Origin of the sequence: Pseudomonas sp. RGB (genome assembly GCF_007713445.1) — a bacterium.
Classification (GTDB): Bacteria; Pseudomonadota; Gammaproteobacteria; order Pseudomonadales; family Pseudomonadaceae; genus Aquipseudomonas.
On the sequence record NZ_VMSH01000001.1, the window covers coordinates 311,009 to 332,516 of the forward strand.

The following is a 21,508-nucleotide window of genomic DNA, read 5'->3' on the forward strand; positions in this document are numbered from 1 at the left end:
AACTTCGCGACAAATTGCTGTCCAAGGCACTCAACACCATAGCAAAGCGATGCTGAACGGCCCCTCGCGTAGACGAATTCATCAGGAGCGACCATGCGCTTTTCGCCTGGCCTTGTACTTTTGCTGCCCCTTCTGAGCCCTTTGGCTCACGCCGAATTGATTGATGATGTGTTTGATCGTGGCGAACTGCGCATCGCCCTGGAGGCCAACACACCGCCGTTCAACTTCAAGGACGGCGACAAGCTCACCGGCTTTGAAGTGGAACTGGGCGAGCAGCTGGCGAAGGAAATGGATGTGCGCCCCTCATTCATCACCACCGATGACGCCGACATGCTGCCAGGCGTTGAAACCGGCAAGTACGACGTAGCCATCAACCATATCGCTATGACTGCCGAGCTGCAGGATCGTTTCGATTTCAGCGATCCCTACAAGGAAACACCTGAGCTGGCCATTCCCTTCCAAAAGGGCAACCCGGCATTCAAAAACAGCCTGGACAAGGCGTTGCAGCAGGTGAAGGCGGATGGTCGCTTGAAGGCGCTGACGCAGAAGTGGTTTGAAGGCGACACACCGGTCCTCAAGACACCCTAGATCAATTGTGGGAGCGGGCTTGCCCGCGAAGACGGAGTGTCAGTACCAGAAACAGTGACTGACGCACCGCCTTCGCGAGCAAGCCCGCTCCCACATGTTGATTCAGGGGAGGGTTTAGCGTTGGGCCAAGGCCGCAGCCGCCTCAGGCAACTCCAGCTCACTGAACACCAACACGCCGTGGCGCTTGAGCAACGCCGCCGTCACGCCTTCGCCGCTGACCTTAACCCCAGTGAACGTGCCGTCATAGGTCAGCACGTTGCCGCAGGACGGGCTATTGGCCTTGAGAATGGCGACACGGATATTGTGGCGTCGCACCAGCGCCAGGGCTTGGCGGGCGCCATCGAGAAAGGCGGCGCTGAAGTCTTCACCTTCAGCGGTCAGCACCCGGGCACGGCCCTCCCACACATCGATGCCCTGCCCGCCCGGGATTTCGGCAGAGGGCCGGGGCGTCGGCAAACCGCCCGACACTTCCGGGCAGATCGCCACCACACGGCCTTCAGCCTGCCACGCCGCCAATTGATCAAACGGGCCGCTGGCGCCGCCGTCGTAGCGCACTTTGTGCCCGAGCAGGCAGCGACTGATCAGAATCTTTTCCATGTTTAAAACGGCTCGTTACCCCGCCGGCGAAACCAGCCGGTCAGGGACAGGCGTTCGCGCGTGGCGGGCAGGACTTCGTGGGGCACCTCCCCGGACAGGAACACCACCAGGCTACCGCCGGTGGGCACCACGTCGTATTCGACGCCGCCCTTGAGGTACATGCGCAACTGGCCGCCATGTTCTGGCAGCCAGGCGTCGTTCAAGTAGACCACCGCCGAGACCATGCGCCGGTCATCATCGCGAAAGCGGTCCAGGTGCTTGAGGTAAAACGCACCCGGGGGGTACATCGCAAAGTGGCTTTCGAAATCTTCCAGGCCCAGGAACAGCCCGCGGTTCATGGCCGACCGCAGGCTGTCCATCACGCCCATGTAGGTCTCGCAGACCGCTGCATCACCCTCTTCCAACCATTGGATACGGTCACCGCGAATACCCTCGCGAATCTCCTGGGCCGGCCCGCGCCCTACGGCTGCAGGTGCCAATTCCCCCTCAGCCGCACGTTTACGGCACTCAGCCGCCAGTTCCAGGGTCAGAGCCTGGGGCAGGAAGCCGTTCTGCTGCGACCAGCCTTTTTCGGCCAGGTCGTCGACAATGCGTTGCAGCAGGGGATGATCGAGGGGTATTTGCATGGCGCGCATAGTATCCATACGCCTGTGAATCCGACAGAGCCGCCGAGCGTCTGAATACACTTTAGTCAGGTGACCGATAGGATTTCTCGACAAATCCTACGCCCGACACGGACAATAGTGGCCGACTGACAGGAGTCCATATGCGTCGTTTGTTTTTTTCCGTGCTGATGTTCTGCGTTTTGCCCGCTTGGGCAGACGGCCATGACCAGTTGTACAAGGTCGCCGGCTGGGCCGAACAGCGTGCGCATTTCAATGACGCTCTGAGTGCCGCTCAGCAACGCTACCGCAACAGCTTGCCGCCGGCGGTGTACCAGGCGCTGGTGGACAACAGCAATAAACGCTTTGCCGCCCAGGCCGTGGACCAGCGTGCCGAGGCGCAATTGCGCAAGAACCTGGCGGACCCGAAACCCGCCCTGGCGTTTTTTCAATCACCGTTGGGCCGTAAGATTGTCGCCGCCGAGTTGCTGGCCACACGCCGCGACCAGTTGGCGAAAAACGCCCAAGGCCTGCCACACATCGAGGCCGATGCCACTCGCAGCCTGATCATCGGCCACCTGGCCCAGGCGCTGCCTGCCCGTGAAGCCGGTGCGGAAGTCAGCCTGGCGATTGCCGGTGTGGCCGCCGACAGCTTGAGCCAGATGATTCCGGGTCTGTTGGGCGGTGGGCAGGCTCAGGGCATGTTGAATGGGCAGCGTGAGCGGCTGATGCAGCAGATCGGCAATGACCTGAACAATACGTTGCTGTACGTCTATCGGGATTTATCTGACCCGGAACTGGAAGAATTCGCCACGTTTGCCGAGTCGCCGGCAGGTCGGGCGTATTACAAGGCGGCGTTGGCAGCCATTCGCGCAGGGCTTGCAGTAGGCCAGAGCACCTCAAGCCTGTCGCAGTAAAAACTGTGGGAGCTGGCTTGCCTGCGATAGCGGTGGGACAGCACCTCAAAGGCTAACTGACAGATCGCTATCGCGGGCAAGCCCGCTCCCACATTTGGATTGTGTTACTTCAGGTGATCCGTGAGAAAGCTGAAGTATTGCTCGCGCATCGGCGCAATCTCATTCGCCAAATGATGCCTGCCACGCGGGATCATCAACACTTCAGGCTGATCAAACTTGCCCCGCAGCACCTGCAAGTTGTGCTGCCAGTCCACCGTCATGTCTTCCTCACCCTGCACAATCACCGGCCGCCGTGGGCTGCGCGGTGCGGCTTCGATGCGCTTGATCCAGCGTGCCAGCGCGCCCACCCAGGCGGTCGGCAAGTGGCGCGGCTGCAGCGGGTCAGCTTCCAGGAACGGCTTGAACGCAGGGTCGTTGGTGTTCTCGCTGAACCGCCGCGCGATGCCTTTGACGAAGGGCCGCAGCAGGTAATAGCTGACCTGCGACCAACCCCACGCACGCGGGCGCACCAAGGGTGACAGCAGGAAGGTCTTGCCCTGCGCCGGGCTGTCGGCGCCGTGATGGAGCACATGGTCCACCACCACTGCGCCGCCGGTGCTTTGCCCGAACAGATGCCAGGGCTGCGGCAATTGCAGCGCCGTGGCCTGGGCAAACAGCGCCTGCACCACGTTCTGGTACACCGCAAAATCATCGATGCTGGCGCGTGCGCCGCTGGACAGGCCATGGCCGGGCAGATCGCAGGCAATCACCACACAGCCTTGGTCCAGCGCCCAGTTCACCACGTGGCGGTAAAGCCCCATATGGTCGTAGAAGCCGTGGAACACGAACATGGTTGCCACGGGCTGAGGTGGCCACCACACCTGCGCCACCACGTGGAAGCCATCCACATCGAAACGCCCCAGGCGGCTCACCGCCGGTACTTTGCGCGCGGCCAGGTCCAGCCCGTAGAAGCGCTGGTAGACCCGCGCCTCGGCGCTGAGCGGTTGCGCATCCACAAGTGGCCGCAAGCTTTCGCGCAGATGATCGGGGTCAAAGCTCACAGGCATAAAGGGTTCCAGACTGACGGTGAAGATGAATATCGAGCTGCGATATTCATCTGTCAGGACAAGCATGGCAAGCTACGCGACCTTCGAGGATTGATCTGAATGCGACAGCCCTACCGTTCCGCCTTGTTCGCCAGCCTGATCCTGGTCATCTGCGCCGGCGTGCTGTGGGCAGCGTATGACTGGTTCCAGGGTCGCTACCTGCGCGCATTCAGTGAGCACACGGCGGTGTTTTCCGGCGACGCGCTGCGCCTGCCCGCCGAACTTGCCGGCCCAGGCCCGATTCGCCTGGTGCACTTCTGGGACCCGGCCTGCCCGTGCAACGTTGGCAACCAGCAACACCTGGGCGAGTTGATCGAGCACTACGCGCCCCAAGGCGTCGAGTTCTACGCCCTGCAAAAGGCCGGCAGCCACGGCCAACTGCCCGACAACCTGCGCAAGATGAAACCCCTCAATGCCCTGTCCGGTGCCGAGCAGATACCGGCCACACCTGCCGTCGGAATCTGGGACCGAAGCGGCAAACTTGCGTATTTCGGGCCGTACAGCGAAGGGCTCACGTGCAATTCCAGCAACAGTTTTATCGAGCCGATCCTGCAAGCCCTTGAGGCCGGCCGCGAAGTAGACGCGACCCACACCCTGGCGGTGGGCTGCTACTGTGCGTGGAGCAAGGCCCCAAACTGAACACAGGCTGTTCAACTGGCAAACTCCAATCACCCGATCAACAGCCTGTTGTATCGTAGGATTTCGCAGAGTTTGTAAGCATAGGAATACATGAGCCAGTTAACCATCATCCTCTGGATGCTCAACGTTATCGTTGACACGTCCGGCCAACTGGCCTTTAAAGCCGCCGCCTCGGCCAGCGCCGAACATGACGGGCTGGCTCACTGGAAGCACATGCTCAAGCGTCCGTGGATCTGGCTCGGCGTGATCTGTTATGTCTTCGAATTCGTGTTGTGGCTGGCGTTCCTGACACTCGTGCCGCTGTCGGTGGGTGTGATGCTGGGTTCGATCAATATTGTCGTGATCATGATTGCCGGGCGTTTTCTGTTCAAAGAGCGCCTGAGCAAATGGCGCCTGATCGGCATCATGCTGATCGCCTGTGGCGTGACTGTCGTAGGGTTTGAATGATGAAACGTTTCTATATCCTGGGTTTTCTCGCGCTGATCATTTTCGACACGTTGGCGCAGGTCAGCTTCAAATTCGCCTCGGTGCATGCCGAGCCCCTGACGATGGATGCAGCCTGGCTGATTCGCGTGTTCGGCGCGCCGTGGATCTACGGCGCCTTCGTCGGCTATATCGGCGCGTTCTTCACCTGGATGACGCTGCTCAAATACGCACCGGTGGGCCCGGCGTTTGCGGCCTCGCACTTGGAGCTGATCAGTGTGACGCTGATCTCCGTCTGGCTGTTCGATGACACCTTGACCCTGCCTAAAATCATTGGCGGCGCGTTGATTATTGCGGGCATTCTCTGCCTGGCACGCAGCGAAGACAAAGAGAGCAAGCAGCTTGAGGTCGAGCCGTCGCAGGCCCCGGCGTGATGAGCCGCCACTGGGAAATCCCGCCAACTGCGGGGCTTCCTTTGCGCTGGCAAGATTTACTCGCACGCTCGGGCAACCTGGCCGAATTGCTGGCCCGCCAATTCTCTATCCCACTGCCAGCACTGCCCTGCTCCGGCACGGCGGCGTTGATCATCGCGCTGCGCGTCTTACAGCAACGCATGCCCGGCCGCACCCAACTTATCGTGCCCGCCTACACCTGCCCGCTGGTGGCGCTGGCCGCCTATTACTGCCCGCCATTGCGTGTGGTGCCTTGCGATCTACAGCCCGACAGCATTGACCTGGATGAACAGCAACTGACGCAGTTGTGCGACGAGAACACCCTGGCCGTGGTGGTCACTCACTTGGCAGGACGTGTGGCCGATGTCGATACCGCCAAGCGCATTGCCGGGGCTGTCGGCGCGGCGGTCATCGAGGACGCTGCGCAAGCCATGGGCGCGCTCGACGGTGGCCACAGCGTTGGGCTCAAAGGTGATATGGGTTTTTTCAGCATGGCGCTGGGCAAAGGCCTGACGACGGCCGAAGGTGGCGTGCTGTTCAGCCGCGACCCGGTGCTGCATCAGGCGCTGCATCGGCAATGCCGGCAGGACCTGCCATTCAGCCTGCGCTGGGAGCTGCAACGCACCGCTGAACTGTGGGGTTACGCCCTGGCCTATCAGCCGCGCGGTTTGTATTACGTGTATGGCAAGGCCCTGCGCGCGGCGCTGGCCCAGGGTGATGAGGTGGCGGCCGTGGGCGACGATTTTTCGGTTAACGACATCCCGTTGCACGGCCTTGGCGGCTATCGCCAGAAGGTCGGCGCCGCGGCGCTGGCCCGCTTGCCGGCGTATCTGCAGCAAGGCCGCACTCGAGCCTTGCGCCGCGCAGCACGCTTGAATGCCTTGCCCGGCGTCTCGGTGGTGATGGACAGGCCCGGACAGCAAGGCACCTGGCCGTTTCTGATGGTGATGATGCCGTCGGCACACATGCGTGATGCGGCGATGACGCAGCTGTGGACCTCAGGGCTGGGTGTGACCCGCCTGTTTATCCACACATTGCCGGAGTATCCGGCCGTCGCTGCGCTGTTGCAGCCTGGCAGCGATATCACTCAAGCCCAAGCCTTCGCCACGCGCACGCTGTCGATCAGCAACAGCCATTGGCTGACCGACGCACACTTCGAAAAGATACTGACCCAGCTGAAGGCTATCGTCGCCAGACTTGATTGATGCGCGCCACCAACCGGCTGTTCAACGCGTTCTGCTGTTGTTGCCAGATCTGCACCTGCGCCTCAGGCAACGCTTCCTGACCATCGGAGGCGCTCAGCCAGCGCTTGAACTTGCTTTCATAGTGATAGGCCGACACATCGCCGGTAATGTCAGCGCCGATGATCCGCCCCTCGCAAGCGTCGATCAGCTCGTTCAAGTGCTGCTCCAGAAACTCACCCTGATCCCAATTGGTGTTGACCACCTCGGGGCTCAACACGTCTTTGTCGATCGACAGGTACACCGGCAGCGAACGGTCAAACTGCGCCAGGAACGCGCGCATCAATTCATCCGGATGACTGAACGCGCGATTGCTGCGACCGGCGCCGACCCAGTTCATCCAGCGCGTGTCGACGTTGATATTCCAGTAGGTCAATTTGCGCTTGAGCAGCGGCGACCAGTGATTCTCCCAGGCATGGCCCAGGCCGATATCCTGCGAGCCGATACCCAGCACATGCACGTGCTCGACCTGCGGCAACCGGCTGGCCCAGTAGACCCACGAACCGCAGTGAATGCCGAACGGGTAGCGCATGTTGTCCGGGTGGTTGTCGCAGATGATCAGCTGGAACTTCTGCTGGCTGGGCAGTCGGTTCAGCAACAACTGGCTGAGGTGGTGATAGTCGCCGCTGCCGGTAAACACACAGCCATAGTCGCCGGGCATCTGTGCGTGCAGGGCCGTCTCCAGCTCCAGGAACTGCGCCCAACGGCAGCCGAAGCGGATTTTTTCCTGCCAGGCCTGCAGTGGCAGGGTCAGTGCGCCGGGAATGTCACTGACGGCGCCGTCGAAATCCAGAATCAGCGGCGGTCGATCCTGGCTCATGAAGTGTGCTCCTGTTGCCACTGGGCATCGCTTTCAAAGTGATGGCGGAACCGATTGCCCAGTTTGCGCAACAGCGGGTTACGCACCCAGACCAGGTGGCGGGTGAAGGTGAAGTCGGCGCCGAGGCTGGCCTTGACCTGTGGGTCGGTCCAGCCGGCCACGTAAAACTTCAGCCCATTGGCCACCGCGTACTCCAGGTTCACAAACCAGCTGACAAAGTACAGGTTGAATTCCAGCGCTTGCGGGTAGTTGAGGCCGATGTACTTGTCGAGCAGCTTGTCGCCCTCCACGTAGCACAGGTTGTAGCCGATCAGTTCGTCGCAGTGCCAGTAACAGAACACCCGCCCGTTGCTGCTGGCGTCCCGCAGCACGCCACGGAAAAACTCCGGCGTGAGCAGGTCAAAATGGATCTCGCTCTGGTCGTAGACGGCCCGGTACAGCGCGTACAACTGCGCGAGCCAGGCGTCGTCGTCGAAACGCCCATCGCCGGTTTCCAGGATTTCCACGTGCATCGCCTCACGGCTGCGCAATTTGCGGCGGATATTGCGCCGACGGCTGTGGGACAAGCGCGCGAGGTATTCGTCGACCGTGCTGAAGTTGATCGGTACATACGCCAGCGCCTGGCCTTCCAGGCTGATGAAGCCGCGTCGGGTGCAGTCATCGATCAGAGCCTGCGCGTAGCGGTTGTCCGCGTCGCTGAGCAGCGGCGAGTTGCAGGGCACGTCTTTGATGACGGTGAGTCTGCGCTGGGGTGCGCACTCATGTTGCAGCCACTGCGCCAGAGCCTGAGGCGAAACGGCCTGGGGGAACGGCGAGTATTCGCTGACCGTGGTGCCGACAAAGCAGCTGTCGATCCGCAGCCACGCATTCCAGAGCGTATAACCAGGCCAGTTGCGCACACGCTTCACGAACGCGTCGTCGGCGGTGGTCAGCAGGTCGAAGGGGGTGAAGAAGTACGGCAGGCCCTGTTCGGACAGGTGCACGTCAAAGCCCACTGGCGGGTGCTGCAAAAAGCGCCCGATCAGCGATGGCGCCTCCAGGCAGCACGCGTAGGTAGCCTCGGGGCGGCTGGAGTCTGACAGTGGTTGCGTGGCGCAAGTCATGACAAAAAGCTCAAAGATGACAGGTGGGATAATACTGCCTATGGGGTGTTCTCCACTTGAACCTCGGCTGTCGGCAAGGCACATCAGCATTTCCCTCAGCACCCGTCAAAAACCTATTAGACTCCGCTGACTTGAAAGGTGAATGACCAAGGACCGTCCATGAAACGCAGCCTGACCGTGCTCGCTCTGCTGATTGCCGCCCTCATGGCCGGCGCTGGCGTGTATGTCTACAGCAAGCAACCCACCCGCCAGGGCACCGAAACGCTGGCCAACCTGCAAAGCACAGTCACCGTGCGCTACGACGACCGGGGTGTGCCGCACATTCGCGCCGAGAACGAAACCGACCTCTACCGCGCCCTGGGTTACGTGCATGCCCAGGACCGGCTGTTCCAGATGGAGATCATGCGGCGCCTGGCCCGAGGCGAACTGGCCGAGGTGCTCGGTCCCAAGCTGCTGGACACCGACAAGTTGTTCCGCAGCCTGCGTATTCGCGAACGCGCCTTGAGTTACGTGGAACACATCGACCACGACTCGAAGGCATGGAAGGCCTTGCAAGCCTACCTGGACGGCATCAACCAGTATCAGGACAGCCACGCCAGCCCGATGGAGTTCGACGTGCTGGGCATCGCCAAGCGGCCGTTCACTGCCGAGGACACCATCAGCGTTGCCGGGTACATGGCCTACAGCTTTGCCGCCGCGTTTCGTACCGAGCCGCTGCTGACTTACGTACGCGACCAGTTGGGCAGCGACTACCTGAAAGTCTTCGACCTGGACTGGCAGCCCAAAGGCGCGCTCAACCTTGCCGCCAGCGACTGGAACACCCTCGGCGCAATCGCCTCGTTGAGCGAGCAAGCCCTGGCCGACAATGGCCTGCCACAGTTCGAAGGCAGCAACGCCTGGGCCATCAGTGGCAGCCGCACCAAAAGTGGCAAGCCCTTGCTGGCGGGTGACCCGCATATTCGTTTCTCGGTGCCGTCGGTGTGGTACGAGGCGCAGCTGTCGGCGCCGGGCTTTGAGTTGTACGGTTATCACAACGCACTGGTGCCGGTGGCGTTCCTGGGCCACAACCTGGATTTCGGCTGGAGCCTGACCATGTTCCAGAACGATGACCTCGACCTGATCGCCGAAAAGGTCAACCCGGACAACCCCAATCAAGTCTGGTACCACGGCCAATGGGTCAACATGACCAGCAGCGAGCAGCAGATTGCGGTGAAGGGCGAGGCACCGGTGACCCTCACCCTGCGCCAGTCGCCCCACGGCCCGATCATCAATGACGTGCTCGGCGAAAATGCCGGCAAGACGCCGATTGCCATGTGGTGGGCATTCCTGGACACCGAAAACCCGATCCTCGAAGGCTTCTACCAACTCAACCGCGCCGACACGCTGGCCAAGGCGCGCGCGGCGGCGGCGCTGGTTTCTGCACCCGGCCTGAATATCGTGTGGGCCAACGCCAAAGGCGATATTGGCTGGTGGGCGGCGGCGCAACTGCCGGTGCGCCCGGCTGGCGTGAATGCCGGGTTTATCCTCGACGGCAGCACCGCCCAGGCCGACAAGCTGGGCTTTTACCCGTTCAGCGCCAACCCGCAGGAGGAAAACCCGGCGCGCGGTTATGTGGTGTCGGCCAATGCCCAGCCAGTGTCGCCCACCGGTATGGAGATTCCCGGTTATTACAACCTGGCCGACCGTGGCCAGCAGTTGAACACGCAGTTGAGCGACAAGAGCGTGAAATGGGACGTGACCAACAGCCAGGCCTTGCAACTGGGCACCACCACCGCCTATGGCCCACGCGTGCTGGCGCCGCTTTTGCCGGTGCTGCGTGAGGTGGTCAAAGACCCGGCGCAGTTGCAACTGGTGGAACAACTGGCCGCCTGGAAAGGTGATTACCCGCTGGAGTCCACCAGCGCCACGCTGTTCAACCAGTTCCTGTTCAACCTCACGGACGCGGCGTTTCACCCGAAACTCGGCGACGGCATGTTCAAGACCCTGCTCACTACGCGCGTGATCGATGCGGCATTGCCACGCCTGGCCGCCTCGCCGGACTCGCCATGGTGGAACGGCTCGCGTGCGGACACCGTCAAACTCGCCTGGGACAACAGCCTGGCGCACCTCAAGGCCACCTTCGGCGATGACCCCACACAGTGGCAATGGGGCAAGGCGCATACCCTGACCCAGGGCCACCCGCTGGGCCAGCAAAAACCGTTGGATAAAATCTTCAACGTCGGCCCGTTCCCCGCACCCGGCACCCACGAAGTGCCGAACAACCAGTCCGCCATGATCGGCCCGGCACCCTGGCCAGTGACGTACGGCCCATCGACCCGGCGCCTGATCGACTTCGCCGACCCGGCTCACGCCCTGACCATCAACCCGGTGGGGCAAAGCGGCGTGCCGTTTGACTCGCACTATGACGACCAGGCGCAAACCTACATCGAAGGCGGCTACGAACAGGCGCATTTCAGCGATGAGGAAGTGACGGCGAATACCCGGGGTACGTTGAAGCTGTTGCCAGCGCGGTAATACCGATCACTGTGGGCTGGTTTTTGTGGGCGCTGGCTTGCCTGCGATGCAAGCCGCTCGGTGTTACTGATAGACCGCGGTGATGCTATCGCAGGCAAGCCAGCTCCCACACAAGCCTGCGCCAGCCTACGATACGCTCAAGCCGGCGCCGCAAAGTTAAGTCGGAACTGTTGCGGCGTCACGCCCAGCCGGCGGTTGAACACGCTGCGCATGTGCTGGGCGTCGCGAAACCCGCATTGATAGGCCACGGTCTTCAGCGGCGCAGGGCTGCTTTCGAGCATCACCCGCGCCGCGTCCACCCGCGCGCGCTCGACGAACTCTGCCGGGGTTATGCGCGCTTCACGGGCGAACACCCGCGAGAAATTGCGCGCGCTCATATTCGCCGCCTTGGCCAGGTCGGCGATGGTCAAATCACCGGTCAGGTTCGCCAGTACGTACAACTGCACCAACGCCACCGCCGAAGTGCTTTCGGCGTGGGGCGTCAGGAATGGACTGAACTGCGACTGCCCGCCCGAGCGCTGAGTAAACACCACCAGGCGTTTGGCCACACTCAGCGCGACTTCCGGACCGTGGTCCTGGGCCAGCAGAAACAGCGACAAATCGATGCCGGCCGTGACCCCGGCCGAGGTGTAGAGGTTGCCGTCCTGCACGTAGAGGCGGTCGGCGTCGACCTGGGCCGAGGGGCACAGGCGCGCCAGGTCGGCGGCATCGTTCCAGTGGGTGGTGACGGTTTTGCCGTCCAGCAATCCGGCTCGCGCCAGCATGAAGGCGCCGTTGCAGATCGAACCGAAACGCTGCGCCCGCGCGGCGGCGGCGCGTAGCCAGTCGTCAAACTGCGCGCCGAAATCCTCGAAGGGCAATTGCGGGCCACCGGCGACCAGCAGCAAGTCGTAGCCTTGCACGGCTTCGCTGTAATGCCGGTGGGCCTGCAGCGACAAGCCATTGGAGGCGGCCAGGGTGCCGTGGCCCAGGCCGAGCACTTCAAGCTGGTAGTGGTCTTGCGGCGGCAGAAAACGGTTGGCCTCGCAGAACACATCCATGGGGCCGGTCACGTCCAGTGACTGGACGCCGGGGAAGATCAGGATGGCGACGGTTTTGCCCATGGGTGGTAAACCTTGATTAACTGAATGAACACAAATCCCCTGTGGGAGCTGGCTTGCCTGCGATGGCATCACCTCAGTCTAACTGACAGACCGAGTCGCCAGCATCGCAGGCAAGCCAGCTCCCACAGTTGACCGTGTACAGCCTTGGCACGATGTAGCGCCACTTTGGCCGACATCGCATCCTCACCGCGATAGCCCCCTCGCGCAGGCGCGACCAGACTGGACTCATCGGCGCCACCCCCGGCGCTTTGTTGAGGAGAACGACCATGAGCACCACCATCGCCGGCATCCAGATCCCGGACAGCGCCTTGGCCAAGGCCACCACCGAATACATCCGCGACGTCGAATCCGACCTGCTCTACCACCACTCTCGCCGCGTATTCCTGTTCGGCGCCTTGAGCGGTGAGCGCAAGCAGCTGGCCTACAACCCGGAGCTGCTTTACGTCGGTGCCATGTTCCATGACCTGGGCCTGGTTGAAGGCCATCGCAGCGACAACGAGCGTTTCGAAGTGGACGGCGCCAACGCCGCCGCCGCGTTTCTCAAGCCGTACGGGCTGAGCGATGACGATATCGAGCAGGTGTGGCTGTCCATCGCCCTGCACACCACGCCGGGCGTGCCGCAGCACCTGCGCCCGACCGTGGCGCTGGTGACTGCCGGTGTCGAGATGAACGTACTGGGCATGGACTACGCCGCGTTTTCCAGCGTGCAGCGCGAAGCCGTGGTGCATGCGCATCCACGCGGTGAAGGGTTCAAGGAGTGCATTATCTGCGCGTTTGCCGACGGCTTGCGCCATCGCCCGCAGACCACGTTTGGCAACGTGAAGACCGACGTGCTGGTGGATCAGGAGCCGGGGTTCAAGCCGATGAATTTTGTGGAGGTGATTCGTAAGTCGCCTTGGGTTGCATAGTTAACTTAAAACACAACCAACTGTGGGAGCTGGCTTGCCTGCGATGAGGCCCTGTCAGTCGACTCATCTGTCGACTGACACACCGCTATCGCAGGCAAGCCAGCTCCCACATTTTTTACTCCACTGCGCCAGTTAGACCGGCGCAGACGCCCGGCGCTTGTCCGGCTGCTGCCAGCCATCCGCCGCCGCTTCTTCAATCGCTTGCTGAATGGCTTTCTTGCGGTGCTCTTCGGCACGGCGGCTGAAGAACCACACCAGGAAGGTCACCAGCGACACCGCCAACAGGATCAGGCTGGCCACGGCGTTGATCTCGGGTTTAACCCCAAGGCGCACGGCCGAGAACACTTCCATCGGCAAGGTGGTCGAACCGGGGCCCGACACGAAGCTGGCCAGTACCAGGTCATCCAGCGACAGCGCGAACGACATCATGCCGCCCGCCGCCAACGACGGCGCGATCATCGGGATGGTGATCAGAAAGAACACCTTCCACGGCCGCGCCCCCAGGTCCATCGCCGCTTCTTCAATCGACAGGTCCAGCTCACGCAAGCGCGCCGACACCACCACCGCCACATACGCCGCACAGAACGTGGTGTGGGCGATCCAGATAGTCACGATGCCACGCTCCTGGGGCCAGCCGATCATCTGCGCCATGGCCACAAACAGCAGCAACAGCGACAGACCGGTGATCACCTCGGGCATGACCAGCGGCGCCGTCACCAGGCCGCCAAACAGCGTGCGGCCCTTGAAGTGGCTGATGCGCGTCAGCACGAACGCCGCCAACGTCCCCAGCGCCACGGCGGCCACCGCCGTGTAGCAGGCGATTTCCAGAGAGCGTGCCACCGAGCCCATCAACTGGGTGTTGTCCAGCAGGCCCACGTACCACTTGATCGACCAACCGCCCCACACCGTCACCAGCTTGGATTCGTTGAACGAGTAGATCACCAGGATCAGCATCGGCAGGTAGATGAACAGCAACCCCGCCACCAGCATGAAACTCGAGAAACTGAAGCGCTTCATATCTTGCCCTCCATCTCTTTGGCTTGGCTGCGGTTAAACAGGATGATCGGCACGATCAGGATCGCCAGCATCACCACCGCCAGGGCAGACGCCACCGGCCAGTCACGGTTGTTGAAGAATTCTTGCCACAGCACTTTACCGATCATCAGCGTTTCCGGACCGCCGAGCAGTTCCGGGATCACGAACTCGCCCACCACCGGAATGAACACCAGCATGCAGCCGGCGATGATGCCGTTCTTGGACAGCGGCACGGTGATTTTCCAGAAGCTGTTGAAGGTGCTCGAGCCCAGGTCGGACGCGGCTTCCAGCAGGCTCTGGTCGTGTTTGACGAGGTTGGCGTACAGCGGCAGGATCATGAACGGCAGGTACGAATAGACCACGCCGATGTACACCGCGATGTTGGTGTTGAGGATCTGCAGCGGTTCGTTGATCAGCCCCATGGACATCAGGAAGCCGTTGAGCAAGCCGTTGTTGCTGAGGATGCCCATCCACGCATACACGCGGATCAGAATCGCGGTCCAGGTCGGCATCATGATCAGCAGCACCAGCACGGTCTGCATCTCTTTGCGTGCGCTGGCAATGGCGTAGGCCATCGGATAGCCGATCAACAGGCACAGGATCGTGCTGAAAAACGCCATCTTCAGCGAGCCCAGGTACGCGGCGATGTACAACTCGTCGTCGCCGAGCATCGCGTAGTTGCCCAGGTTGAGCACCAGTTGCAGCTTTTGCTCAACGAAGGTGTAGATCTCGGTGTAAGGCGGGATCGCTACGTCGGCTTCGGCAAAGCTGATCTTCAAGACGATGAAGAACGGCAGCGCGAAAAACAGGAACAGCCAGAGGAAAGGGATCCCGATGACCACATGCCGGCCACCGGGTGTTATTCGTTGCAGCTGGCGTTTGAACTTCTTCATATTCATGAGCGAAGCACCACGCCGCTGTCGTCTTCCCACCACACGTACACCTGGTCACCCCAGGTTGGGCGCTGGCCACGACGTTCGGCGTTGGCGACGAAGGACTGCACCAGCTTGCCGCTCGGCAGCTCGACGTAGAACACCGAGTGGCCGCCCAGGTAGGCGATGTCGTGCACCTTGCCGCTGGACCAGTTGTGTTCGCAGGTCGGCATTTGGGTGGTCACCAGCAGCTTTTCAGGGCGGATGGCGTAGGTCACCGACTTGTCTTCCACGGCAGTCGCGATGCCGTAACCCACGTAGATGTCGCGGTCCAGGTCCGGACACTTGAGCACCGCGTGGCCTTCGGCGTCGTCCACCACTTGGGTATCGAAGATGTTTACGTTGCCGATGAACTCGCACACCAGGCGGCTGGTTGGCGTTTCGTAGATGTCGATCGGGCTGCCGATCTGCGCGATCCAGCCCAGGTGCATGATCGCAATACGTTCGGCCATGGTCATGGCCTCTTCCTGGTCGTGGGTCACCATCACGCAGGTCACGCCCACGCGCTCGATGATCTCCACCAGCTCCAGTTGCATCTGCGAACGCAGCTTCTTGTCGAGGGCGCCCATCGGCTCATCGAGCAGCAGCAGTTTCGGGCGCTTGGCCAGCGAGCGAGCCAGTGCCACACGCTGACGCTGACCACCCGACAGTTGATGCGGCTTGCGCTTGGCGTACTGGCTCATCTGCACCAGCTTGAGCATCTCGGCCACGCGCGCGTCGACTTCAGCCTTGGGGATCTTGTCCTGCTGCAGGCCGAACGCGATGTTCTGCGCGACCGTCATGTGCGGGAACAAGGCGTAGGACTGGAACATCATGTTGATCGGCCGCTCGTACGGCGGCATGTCGGTGATGTCCACACCGTCGAGGTAAATGCGACCTTCGGTTGGGCGCTCGAAGCCTGCGAGCATGCGCAGCAAGGTGGATTTGCCCGAACCCGAACCGCCGAGCAAGGCGAAGATCTCGCCTTTCTTGATTTCCAGGGACACATCGTCCACGGCAATCGTCTCGTCGAACTTCTTCGTGACCCGGTCGATTTTGACCAACACCTTTTTCGGTGTCTGGTCGCCCTCGAGGGCTTTCTTATAGGCGCCGGAGGCAACTGCCATTTACGAAACTCCCAACAAAATTTGAGGTTCGCCCAATACGGGCGAAACCTTGGATAGTTTGAGCTTTAAGCCTTACTTGCCCGTCTTGACCTTGGTCCAGCTACGGGTCATTAAACGCTGCACGTTCGGGGGTAACTCGAAGTTGACAAACGTCCGGTCGAGAACCGCCTGCGGTGGGTAAACCGCTGCGTCAGTGCGTATCGATTGCTCCATCAGTTTGTCCGCCCCGGGGTTAGGGTTGGCGTAACCGACGTAATCACTGACCTGAGCGATCACCTCAGGTTGCAGTAAATAGTTGATGTAGGCGTGGGCCTCTTTAACGTTGGTCGCGTCCGCCGGAATCGCCAGCACGTCAAACCACAGGTTGCCGCCTTCTTTCGGAATCGCGTAGGCGATTTTCACGCCCTTGCCCGCCTCGGCCGCGCGGGCCTTGGCCTGGAACACATCACCAGAGAAGCCTGCCGCCACGCAGATGTTGCCGTTGGCCAGGTCCGAGATGTACTTGGACGAGTGGAAGTAAGTCACGTAAGGACGCACTTTCAGCAGTTTCTCTTCGGCCTTTTTATAGTCGGCCGGGTTGGTACTGTTGGGGTTCAGGCCCATGTAGTTGAGCACCGCCGGCAGCATTTCATCGGCCGAGTCCATGAACGAGACGCCACAGGTGGCCAGCTTCTTCATGTTCTCCGGCTCGAATAGCACGGCCCAGGAATCGATATGGTCGACGCCCAGTACTTCTTTGACTTTGTCGACGTTGTAACCGATGCCGTTGGTGCCCCACAGATACGGCACGGCGTACTGGTTACCCGGATCGTTCTTTTCCAGACGCTTGAGCAGCGCCGGGTCGAGGTTTGCATAATTAGTCAGCAATGACTTGTCGAGCTTCTGGAACGCCCCGGCCTTGATCTGTTTGCCGAGGAAGTGGTTCGACGGCACGACCACGTCGTAACCGGTACGCCCGGCGAGCAACTTGCCTTCCAGGGTTTCATTGGAATCAAACACGTCATACACGGGTTTGATGCCGCTGGCCTTTTCGAAGTTGGCCAGGGTGTCGGGACCGATGTAGTCCGACCAGTTATAAATATGCACAGTCGGCGCGGCCTGCACGCTGACAGCCAGCGTGATACCTGCACCCACCAGCACGGCTTTGCGAAATAAAGAAATTGGCAAGTGGAGGTCCTCTTAAATAGTTGGGCCTTAAAGTTGTTGCCCGGCAACAAAACCGGCGCGCAACTTACCCTCGATAAACCGATCCGGCAAAACTTTCTGTCATTTAATTGTTTCGCTAACCACCGCGCGCATCACGGTGGTTAACGAAACCGGGATCAAACCGGCTTATTTACCCGATTTGATTTTGGTCCAGCTGCGGGTCATTTCACGCTGAGTTGCAGCCGGCAAGTCAGCAATGGCGTAGAGCTTGGCTTGCACATCGGCGGACGGGTAGATGCCCGGGTCGCTGGTGATGTCTTTGTCGACCAGTGGGGTCGCTTTCTCGTTACCGTTCGGGAAACGTACGCTGTTGGTGATGGCAGCCATGACTTTCGGCTCCAGCAGGTAGTTCATGAACTTGTAGGCAGCGTCGACGTTTTCGGCATCTTTAGGGATGGCGACCATGTCATAGAAACTGCCGGCGCCTTCTTTCGGAATGTCGTAGGCCACCTTGACCTTGCCACCGGCTTCAGCCGCGCGGGATTTGGCCTGCTGGATGTCACCCGAGTAGCCCACGGCTACGCAGATGTTGCCGTTGGCCAGGTCCGAGATGTACTTGGACGAGTGGAAGTAGCTGATCGATGGACGCAGCTTGAGGAACAGGTCCTCGGCTTGCTTGAGGTCGGCCTTTTTCTGGGTGTCGGTCGGCAGGCCCAGGTAATGCAGCGCCACCGGCAGCATTTCGGTTGGCGAATCCAGGAAGCTCACGCCGCAGCCTTTCAGCTTGGCGAGGTTCTCCGGCTTGAGGATGGTGTCCCAGGATTCGATCTTGTCGATGCCCAGTGCAGCCTTGACCTTCTCCGGGTTGTAGCCGATACCGATCGAGCCCCACATGTACGGGAAGGCGTGCTTGTTGTCCGGGTCGCTGACCGACACGGCCTTGAGCAGGGATTTGTTGAGGTTGTCGTAGTTGGACAGCTTGGACTTGTCCAGCTCCTGATAGACACCGGCCTTGATCTGCTTGGCGAGGAAGTTGTTCGACGGTACGACAATGTCGTAACCGGACTTGCCTGCCAGCAACTTGGCTTCCAGCGTCTCGTTGCTGTCGAAAACGTCGTACACCACTTTAATGCCCGACTCTTTTTCAAAGTTGGCGATGGTGTCCGGTGCAATGTAGTCGGACCAGTTATAGACGTGCAGCACTTTATCGTCTGCCTGGGCCGCGCCCGCCATTGCGCCCAACAGGGACAAGGCGAGGAGGGTCTTGCCAGCGTTCTTCAAACCTAATGCCTTCATTTGGTGATGCTCCAATTTTTCTTTTTTGGGCCACATTTTTTACACGTTCAGCGGCCCTTCCAAAGGGCAACAAAACAGGGCGACAGTCTGGCAAGTTCAGGGGCCGGCTTTCAACCAAAGCGCCCTTATTACTGCGTTTTTGTAACTGCCCGGACGCAGCGCCCGAAGCCGCTGCGCCCTGAGCCTAGCACTTAGCCCTGCAATGCCGCCAAAGTCAGGTCCAGGCACTGGCGAGCCTTGGTGACCAGTTCGTCGATTTCCGCCTTGCTGATCACCAGCGACGGCGAAATGATCATGGTGTCGCCCACGGCGCGCATGATCAGGCCGTTATCGAAGCAGAACGTGCGGCAGATCATGCCCACACCACGGCCTTCGTAACGTTTGCGCGTGGCCTTGTCCTGCACCAGCTCAATCGCCCCGAGCATGCCGACTCCGCGAACTTCACCCACCAACGGGTGATCAGCCAGTTCCCTCAGACGTTTCTGCAAATACGGTGCCGTTTCGTCGTGCACCCGATTAACGATTTTTTCATCGCGCAGGATGCGGATGTTTTCCAGCGCCACAGCTGCCGCTACCGGGTGACCGGAATAGGTGAAACCGTGGTTGAAATCGCCGCCTTCATTGAGCACGGCGACCACGTCGTCGTGCACGATCAGGCCGCCCATGGGGATGTAACCCGAGGTCAGGCCCTTGGCGATGGTCATCATGTGCGGCTTGAGGTCGTAGAAGTCACTGCCGAACCACTCACCGGTACGGCCGAAACCGCAGATCACTTCGTCAGCAACAAACAGGATGTCGTACTTGGCGAGGATTTCCTTGATGCGCGGCCAGTAGGTTGCTGGCGGCACGATCACGCCACCGGCGCCTTGGATCGGCTCGGCAATAAAGGCACCGACGTTGTCCACGCCCACTTCCAGAATCTTCTCTTCCAACTGGTTGGCGGCCCATACCCCGAACTCTTCAGGGCTCATGTCGCCGCCTTCGCCATACCAGTAAGGCTGGGCGATGTGGGTGATGCCCGGGATCGGCAAGTCGCCCTGTTCATGCATGTAGGTCATGCCGCCCAGGCTGGCGCCGGCCACGGTAGAGCCGTGGTAGCCATTCTTGCGGCTGATGATGGTTTTCTTGTTTGGCTGGCCCTTGATCGCCCAGTAGTGGCGGACCATGCGCAACATGGTGTCGTTGCCTTCGGAGCCGGAGCCGGTAAAGAACACGTGGTTCATGCCGGCCGGCGCAATGTCCGAAATCACCTTGGCCAGCTCCAGCACCGGCGGGTGAGCGGTCTGGAAGAACAGGTTGTAGTACGGCAGTTCTTTCATCTGCTTGGCGGCGGCGTCAGCCAGTTCATCGCGACCGTAACCGATCGCCACGCACCACAGGCCGGCCATGCCGTCGAGGATCTTGTTGCCTTCGCTGTCCCACAGGTAAACGCCGTGGGCTTTGGTGATGATCCGTGGGCCTTTCACTTTCAATTGCTTGAAGTCACTGAACGGCGCCAGGTGGTGATCGTTGCTCAAGGCTTGCCATTCACGGGTTTGCGGGTTGTTGCTGGACATACCAATCTCCTAGACTTTTTCAGGTGAGGGCGCGCCAATCCTGCGGCGCGCCCGGCGCATCAGACGGCGAAGAGCAGGAATTCCCGCTCCCATGAACTGATCACGCGCTTGAAGTTTTCATGCTCGGCCCGCTTGACCGCGACGTAGCCTGTGATGAATTTTTGACCCAGGTATTTCTCGATGGTCTTGCTGTTTTCCATGCGTTCCAGGGCGTCTTCGATGGTCAACGGCAGGCGCAGGTTGCGCCGCTCGTAGCCACGACCCACCACGGGCGCGCTCGGGTTATGGCCTTCGACCATGCCGATGTAGCCGCACAACAGGCTGGCGGCAATCGCCAGGTACGGGTTGGCGTCGGCGCCCGGCAGGCGGTTTTCGACGCGACGGTTCTGCGGGCCGGCATCCGGCACGCGCAGGCCCACGGTGCGGTTCTCTTCGCCCCACTCCACGTTCACCGGCGCCGAGGTGTCGGGCAGAAAGCGGCGGAACGAGTTCACGTTGGGGGCAAACAGCGGCAGCAATTCAGGGATGAATTTCTGCAGGCCGCCAATGTGGTTGAGAAACAGCTGGCTCATGGTCCCGTCTTCATTGGAGAAGACGTTCTTGCCGGTGGCGATGTCGATGATGCTCTGGTGCAAGTGCATCGCGCTGCCGGGCTCACCGGTCATCGGCTTGGCCATGAAGGTGGCGGCCACGTTGTGCTTGAGCGCGGCTTCACGCATGGTGCGCTTGAACACCAGGATCTGGTCGGCCAGGGACAGGGCATCGCCGTGACGGAAGTTGATTTCCATCTGCGCCGTGCCGTCCTCGTGGATCAGCGTGTCGAGGTCCAGCTCCTGCAGCTCGCACCAGTCGTAGACGTCTTCGAACAATGGGTCGAATTCGTTGGCCGCTTCTATAGAGAAGGATTGGCGACCCGTCTCAGGACGCCCGGAACGGCCGATCGGCGGTTGCAGCGGGAAGTCCGGGTCTTCGCAGCGTTTGGTCAGGTAGAACTCCATCTCCGGCGCCACGATGGGCTGCCAGCCTCTGTCGGAGTACAACTTGAGGACTTTCTTGAGCACGTTGCGCGGCGACAGCTCGATCGGGTTGCCTTGCTTGTCGTAGGTGTCGTGAATCACCTGGGCGGTGGGCTCGATGGCCCAGGGCACCAGGAATACGGCGTTCTGGTCCGGGCGGCAGATCATGTCGATGTCGGCCGGGTCGAGCAATTCGTAATAGATGTCGTCTTCGACATAGTCGCCGGTCACGGTCTGCAACAGAACGCTCTCGGGCAGGCGCATGCCTTTTTCGGCGATGAACTTGTTGGTCGGCGAGATCTTGCCCCGGGTGATACCGGTGAGGTCGCCAATCATGCATTCGACTTCTGTGATCTTGTGGTCTTTCAACCAATCGGTGAGCTGGTCGAGGTTGTTACTCATAAATGCCTCTGGGCTGTGTTTCCTGAC

The 21,508-nt window shown here is 60.8% G+C and carries 21 protein-coding genes; 8 read left to right on the forward strand and 13 right to left on the reverse strand.

The features are described 5' to 3' along the window. The first annotated feature begins 93 nt into the window (after nt 1-93). On the forward strand, nt 94-588 hold the full coding sequence (locus tag FPT15_RS01460; RefSeq protein WP_145157845.1) for a transporter substrate-binding domain-containing protein: 495 nt from the start codon (nt 94-96) through the stop codon (nt 586-588). A gap of 114 nt (nt 589-702) precedes the next feature. On the opposite strand, the gene FPT15_RS01465 is transcribed toward FPT15_RS01460, so the two are convergent. Beyond that, a complete protein-coding gene (locus FPT15_RS01465; RefSeq protein ID WP_145157848.1) occupies nt 703-1,185 on the reverse strand; it encodes a DUF523 domain-containing protein in 483 nt (160 codons plus the stop codon). Between the two features lie 2 nt (nt 1,186-1,187). After that, nucleotides 1,188-1,820 carry a 2OG-Fe(II) oxygenase gene (locus FPT15_RS01470; protein WP_145158572.1) on the reverse strand — a complete coding sequence of 211 codons (633 nt, stop codon included), beginning with the start codon at nt 1,818-1,820 and terminating at the stop codon, nt 1,188-1,190. 131 nt (nt 1,821-1,951) lie between these two features. On the opposite strand from FPT15_RS01470, the gene FPT15_RS01475 reads away from it, so the two are divergent. Then, complete coding sequence (locus FPT15_RS01475; RefSeq protein WP_145157851.1) at nt 1,952-2,704, forward strand: DUF2059 domain-containing protein; 753 nt, start codon at nt 1,952-1,954, stop codon at nt 2,702-2,704. 104 nt (nt 2,705-2,808) lie between these two features. Here the strand turns inward: FPT15_RS01475 and FPT15_RS01480 are convergent, their stop codons facing one another. After that, nucleotides 2,809-3,750 carry an alpha/beta hydrolase gene (locus tag FPT15_RS01480; RefSeq protein ID WP_145157854.1) on the reverse strand — a complete coding sequence of 314 codons (942 nt, stop codon included), beginning with the start codon at nt 3,748-3,750 and terminating at the stop codon, nt 2,809-2,811. Nucleotides 3,751-3,849: 99 nt separating this feature from the next. Between FPT15_RS01480 and FPT15_RS01485 the strand changes: the two genes are divergently transcribed. The 4 genes from FPT15_RS01485 to FPT15_RS01500 all read left to right on the forward strand — a co-directional run bounded on the left by FPT15_RS01485 (nt 3,850) and on the right by FPT15_RS01500 (nt 6,508). Next, nucleotides 3,850-4,428, forward strand: a complete 579-nt coding sequence (locus tag FPT15_RS01485; RefSeq protein ID WP_145157856.1) for a DUF6436 domain-containing protein — start codon at nt 3,850-3,852, stop codon at nt 4,426-4,428. Between the two features lie 90 nt (nt 4,429-4,518). Then, on the forward strand, nt 4,519-4,875 hold the full coding sequence (locus tag FPT15_RS01490; RefSeq protein ID WP_145157859.1) for an EamA family transporter: 357 nt from the start codon (nt 4,519-4,521) through the stop codon (nt 4,873-4,875). Next, nucleotides 4,875-5,285, forward strand: a complete 411-nt coding sequence (locus FPT15_RS01495) for a multidrug efflux SMR transporter (RefSeq protein WP_145157862.1) — start codon at nt 4,875-4,877, stop codon at nt 5,283-5,285. Before FPT15_RS01490 ends, FPT15_RS01495 begins: the two co-directional genes overlap by 1 nt. Next, nucleotides 5,285-6,508: a DegT/DnrJ/EryC1/StrS family aminotransferase gene (locus tag FPT15_RS01500; protein ID WP_178119643.1), complete on the forward strand. Its 1,224-nt coding sequence runs from the start codon at nt 5,285-5,287 to the stop codon at nt 6,506-6,508. The genes FPT15_RS01495 and FPT15_RS01500 overlap by 1 nt, the downstream gene beginning before the upstream one ends. On the opposite strand, the gene FPT15_RS01505 is transcribed toward FPT15_RS01500, so the two are convergent. Both FPT15_RS01505 and FPT15_RS01510 read right to left on the reverse strand, forming a co-directional pair. Continuing rightward, on the reverse strand, nt 6,486-7,364 hold the full coding sequence (locus FPT15_RS01505; protein WP_145157868.1) for an arginase family protein: 879 nt from the start codon (nt 7,362-7,364) through the stop codon (nt 6,486-6,488). The two genes, FPT15_RS01500 and FPT15_RS01505, sit on opposite strands and share 23 nt — an antisense overlap. Then, nucleotides 7,361-8,467, reverse strand: a complete 1,107-nt coding sequence (locus tag FPT15_RS01510; protein WP_145157870.1) for a GNAT family N-acetyltransferase — start codon at nt 8,465-8,467, stop codon at nt 7,361-7,363. Before FPT15_RS01510 ends, FPT15_RS01505 begins: the two co-directional genes overlap by 4 nt. A gap of 159 nt (nt 8,468-8,626) precedes the next feature. On the opposite strand from FPT15_RS01510, the gene FPT15_RS01515 reads away from it, so the two are divergent. After that, entirely contained in the window at nt 8,627-10,981 is a 2,355-nt protein-coding gene (locus tag FPT15_RS01515; RefSeq protein ID WP_145157873.1) for a penicillin acylase family protein, read from the forward strand. A 137-nt stretch (nt 10,982-11,118) separates the two neighbouring features. Here the strand turns inward: FPT15_RS01515 and FPT15_RS01520 are convergent, their stop codons facing one another. Continuing rightward, on the reverse strand, nt 11,119-12,084 hold the full coding sequence (locus tag FPT15_RS01520; protein ID WP_145157876.1) for a GlxA family transcriptional regulator: 966 nt from the start codon (nt 12,082-12,084) through the stop codon (nt 11,119-11,121). Nucleotides 12,085-12,350: 266 nt separating this feature from the next. On the opposite strand from FPT15_RS01520, the gene FPT15_RS01525 reads away from it, so the two are divergent. Further along, nucleotides 12,351-12,992: an HD domain-containing protein gene (locus FPT15_RS01525; protein ID WP_145157879.1), complete on the forward strand. Its 642-nt coding sequence runs from the start codon at nt 12,351-12,353 to the stop codon at nt 12,990-12,992. Between the two features lie 132 nt (nt 12,993-13,124). On the opposite strand, the gene FPT15_RS01530 is transcribed toward FPT15_RS01525, so the two are convergent. From FPT15_RS01530 to FPT15_RS01560, 7 genes are all read right to left on the reverse strand, one after another. Next, the gene (locus FPT15_RS01530; RefSeq protein WP_145157882.1) at nt 13,125-14,009 is read right to left on the reverse strand and encodes an ABC transporter permease subunit; all 885 of its coding nucleotides are present in this window, start codon (nt 14,007-14,009) and stop codon (nt 13,125-13,127) included. Next, the gene (locus tag FPT15_RS01535; protein WP_145157884.1) at nt 14,006-14,926 is read right to left on the reverse strand and encodes an ABC transporter permease subunit; all 921 of its coding nucleotides are present in this window, start codon (nt 14,924-14,926) and stop codon (nt 14,006-14,008) included. Before FPT15_RS01535 ends, FPT15_RS01530 begins: the two co-directional genes overlap by 4 nt. Continuing rightward, nucleotides 14,923-16,065, reverse strand: coding sequence for an ABC transporter ATP-binding protein (locus FPT15_RS01540; RefSeq protein WP_065893882.1), 1,143 nt, complete (start codon nt 16,063-16,065; stop codon nt 14,923-14,925). Before FPT15_RS01540 ends, FPT15_RS01535 begins: the two co-directional genes overlap by 4 nt. Before the next feature lie 72 nt (nt 16,066-16,137). Further along, nucleotides 16,138-17,232 (reverse strand): polyamine ABC transporter substrate-binding protein, encoded by a 1,095-nt coding sequence (locus tag FPT15_RS01545; protein WP_145157887.1) that lies wholly within the window; start codon nt 17,230-17,232, stop codon nt 16,138-16,140. A gap of 165 nt (nt 17,233-17,397) precedes the next feature. After that, a complete protein-coding gene (locus FPT15_RS01550) occupies nt 17,398-18,492 on the reverse strand; it encodes a polyamine ABC transporter substrate-binding protein (protein WP_145158574.1) in 1,095 nt (364 codons plus the stop codon). 206 nt (nt 18,493-18,698) lie between these two features. Next, on the reverse strand, nt 18,699-20,063 hold the full coding sequence (locus tag FPT15_RS01555; protein WP_145157890.1) for an aspartate aminotransferase family protein: 1,365 nt from the start codon (nt 20,061-20,063) through the stop codon (nt 18,699-18,701). A gap of 59 nt (nt 20,064-20,122) precedes the next feature. Continuing rightward, a complete protein-coding gene (locus FPT15_RS01560) occupies nt 20,123-21,481 on the reverse strand; it encodes a glutamine synthetase family protein (protein ID WP_017139534.1) in 1,359 nt (452 codons plus the stop codon). Between the last annotated feature and the right edge of the window lie 27 nt (nt 21,482-21,508).

Coding starts and splice junctions, on each gene's coding strand:
- FPT15_RS01535 (WP_145157884.1), bottom strand. CDS start 14,926: ATGAATATGAAGAAGTTCAAACGCCAGCTGCAACGAATAACACCCGGT.
- FPT15_RS01490 (WP_145157859.1), top strand. CDS start 4,519: ATGAGCCAGTTAACCATCATCCTCTGGATGCTCAACGTTATCGTTGAC.
- FPT15_RS01540 (WP_065893882.1), bottom strand. CDS start 16,065: ATGGCAGTTGCCTCCGGCGCCTATAAGAAAGCCCTCGAGGGCGACCAG.
- FPT15_RS01505 (WP_145157868.1), bottom strand. CDS start 7,364: ATGAGCCAGGATCGACCGCCGCTGATTCTGGATTTCGACGGCGCCGTC.
- FPT15_RS01480 (WP_145157854.1), bottom strand. CDS start 3,750: ATGCCTGTGAGCTTTGACCCCGATCATCTGCGCGAAAGCTTGCGGCCA.
- FPT15_RS01525 (WP_145157879.1), top strand. CDS start 12,351: ATGAGCACCACCATCGCCGGCATCCAGATCCCGGACAGCGCCTTGGCC.
- FPT15_RS01500 (WP_178119643.1), top strand. CDS start 5,285: ATGAGCCGCCACTGGGAAATCCCGCCAACTGCGGGGCTTCCTTTGCGC.
- FPT15_RS01520 (WP_145157876.1), bottom strand. CDS start 12,084: ATGGGCAAAACCGTCGCCATCCTGATCTTCCCCGGCGTCCAGTCACTG.
- FPT15_RS01460 (WP_145157845.1), top strand. CDS start 94: ATGCGCTTTTCGCCTGGCCTTGTACTTTTGCTGCCCCTTCTGAGCCCT.
- FPT15_RS01555 (WP_145157890.1), bottom strand. CDS start 20,063: ATGTCCAGCAACAACCCGCAAACCCGTGAATGGCAAGCCTTGAGCAAC.
- FPT15_RS01530 (WP_145157882.1), bottom strand. CDS start 14,009: ATGAAGCGCTTCAGTTTCTCGAGTTTCATGCTGGTGGCGGGGTTGCTG.
- FPT15_RS01510 (WP_145157870.1), bottom strand. CDS start 8,467: ATGACTTGCGCCACGCAACCACTGTCAGACTCCAGCCGCCCCGAGGCT.
- FPT15_RS01475 (WP_145157851.1), top strand. CDS start 1,952: ATGCGTCGTTTGTTTTTTTCCGTGCTGATGTTCTGCGTTTTGCCCGCT.
- FPT15_RS01515 (WP_145157873.1), top strand. CDS start 8,627: ATGAAACGCAGCCTGACCGTGCTCGCTCTGCTGATTGCCGCCCTCATG.
- FPT15_RS01560 (WP_017139534.1), bottom strand. CDS start 21,481: ATGAGTAACAACCTCGACCAGCTCACCGATTGGTTGAAAGACCACAAG.
- FPT15_RS01495 (WP_145157862.1), top strand. CDS start 4,875: ATGAAACGTTTCTATATCCTGGGTTTTCTCGCGCTGATCATTTTCGAC.
- FPT15_RS01485 (WP_145157856.1), top strand. CDS start 3,850: ATGCGACAGCCCTACCGTTCCGCCTTGTTCGCCAGCCTGATCCTGGTC.
- FPT15_RS01470 (WP_145158572.1), bottom strand. CDS start 1,820: ATGCGCGCCATGCAAATACCCCTCGATCATCCCCTGCTGCAACGCATT.
- FPT15_RS01465 (WP_145157848.1), bottom strand. CDS start 1,185: ATGGAAAAGATTCTGATCAGTCGCTGCCTGCTCGGGCACAAAGTGCGC.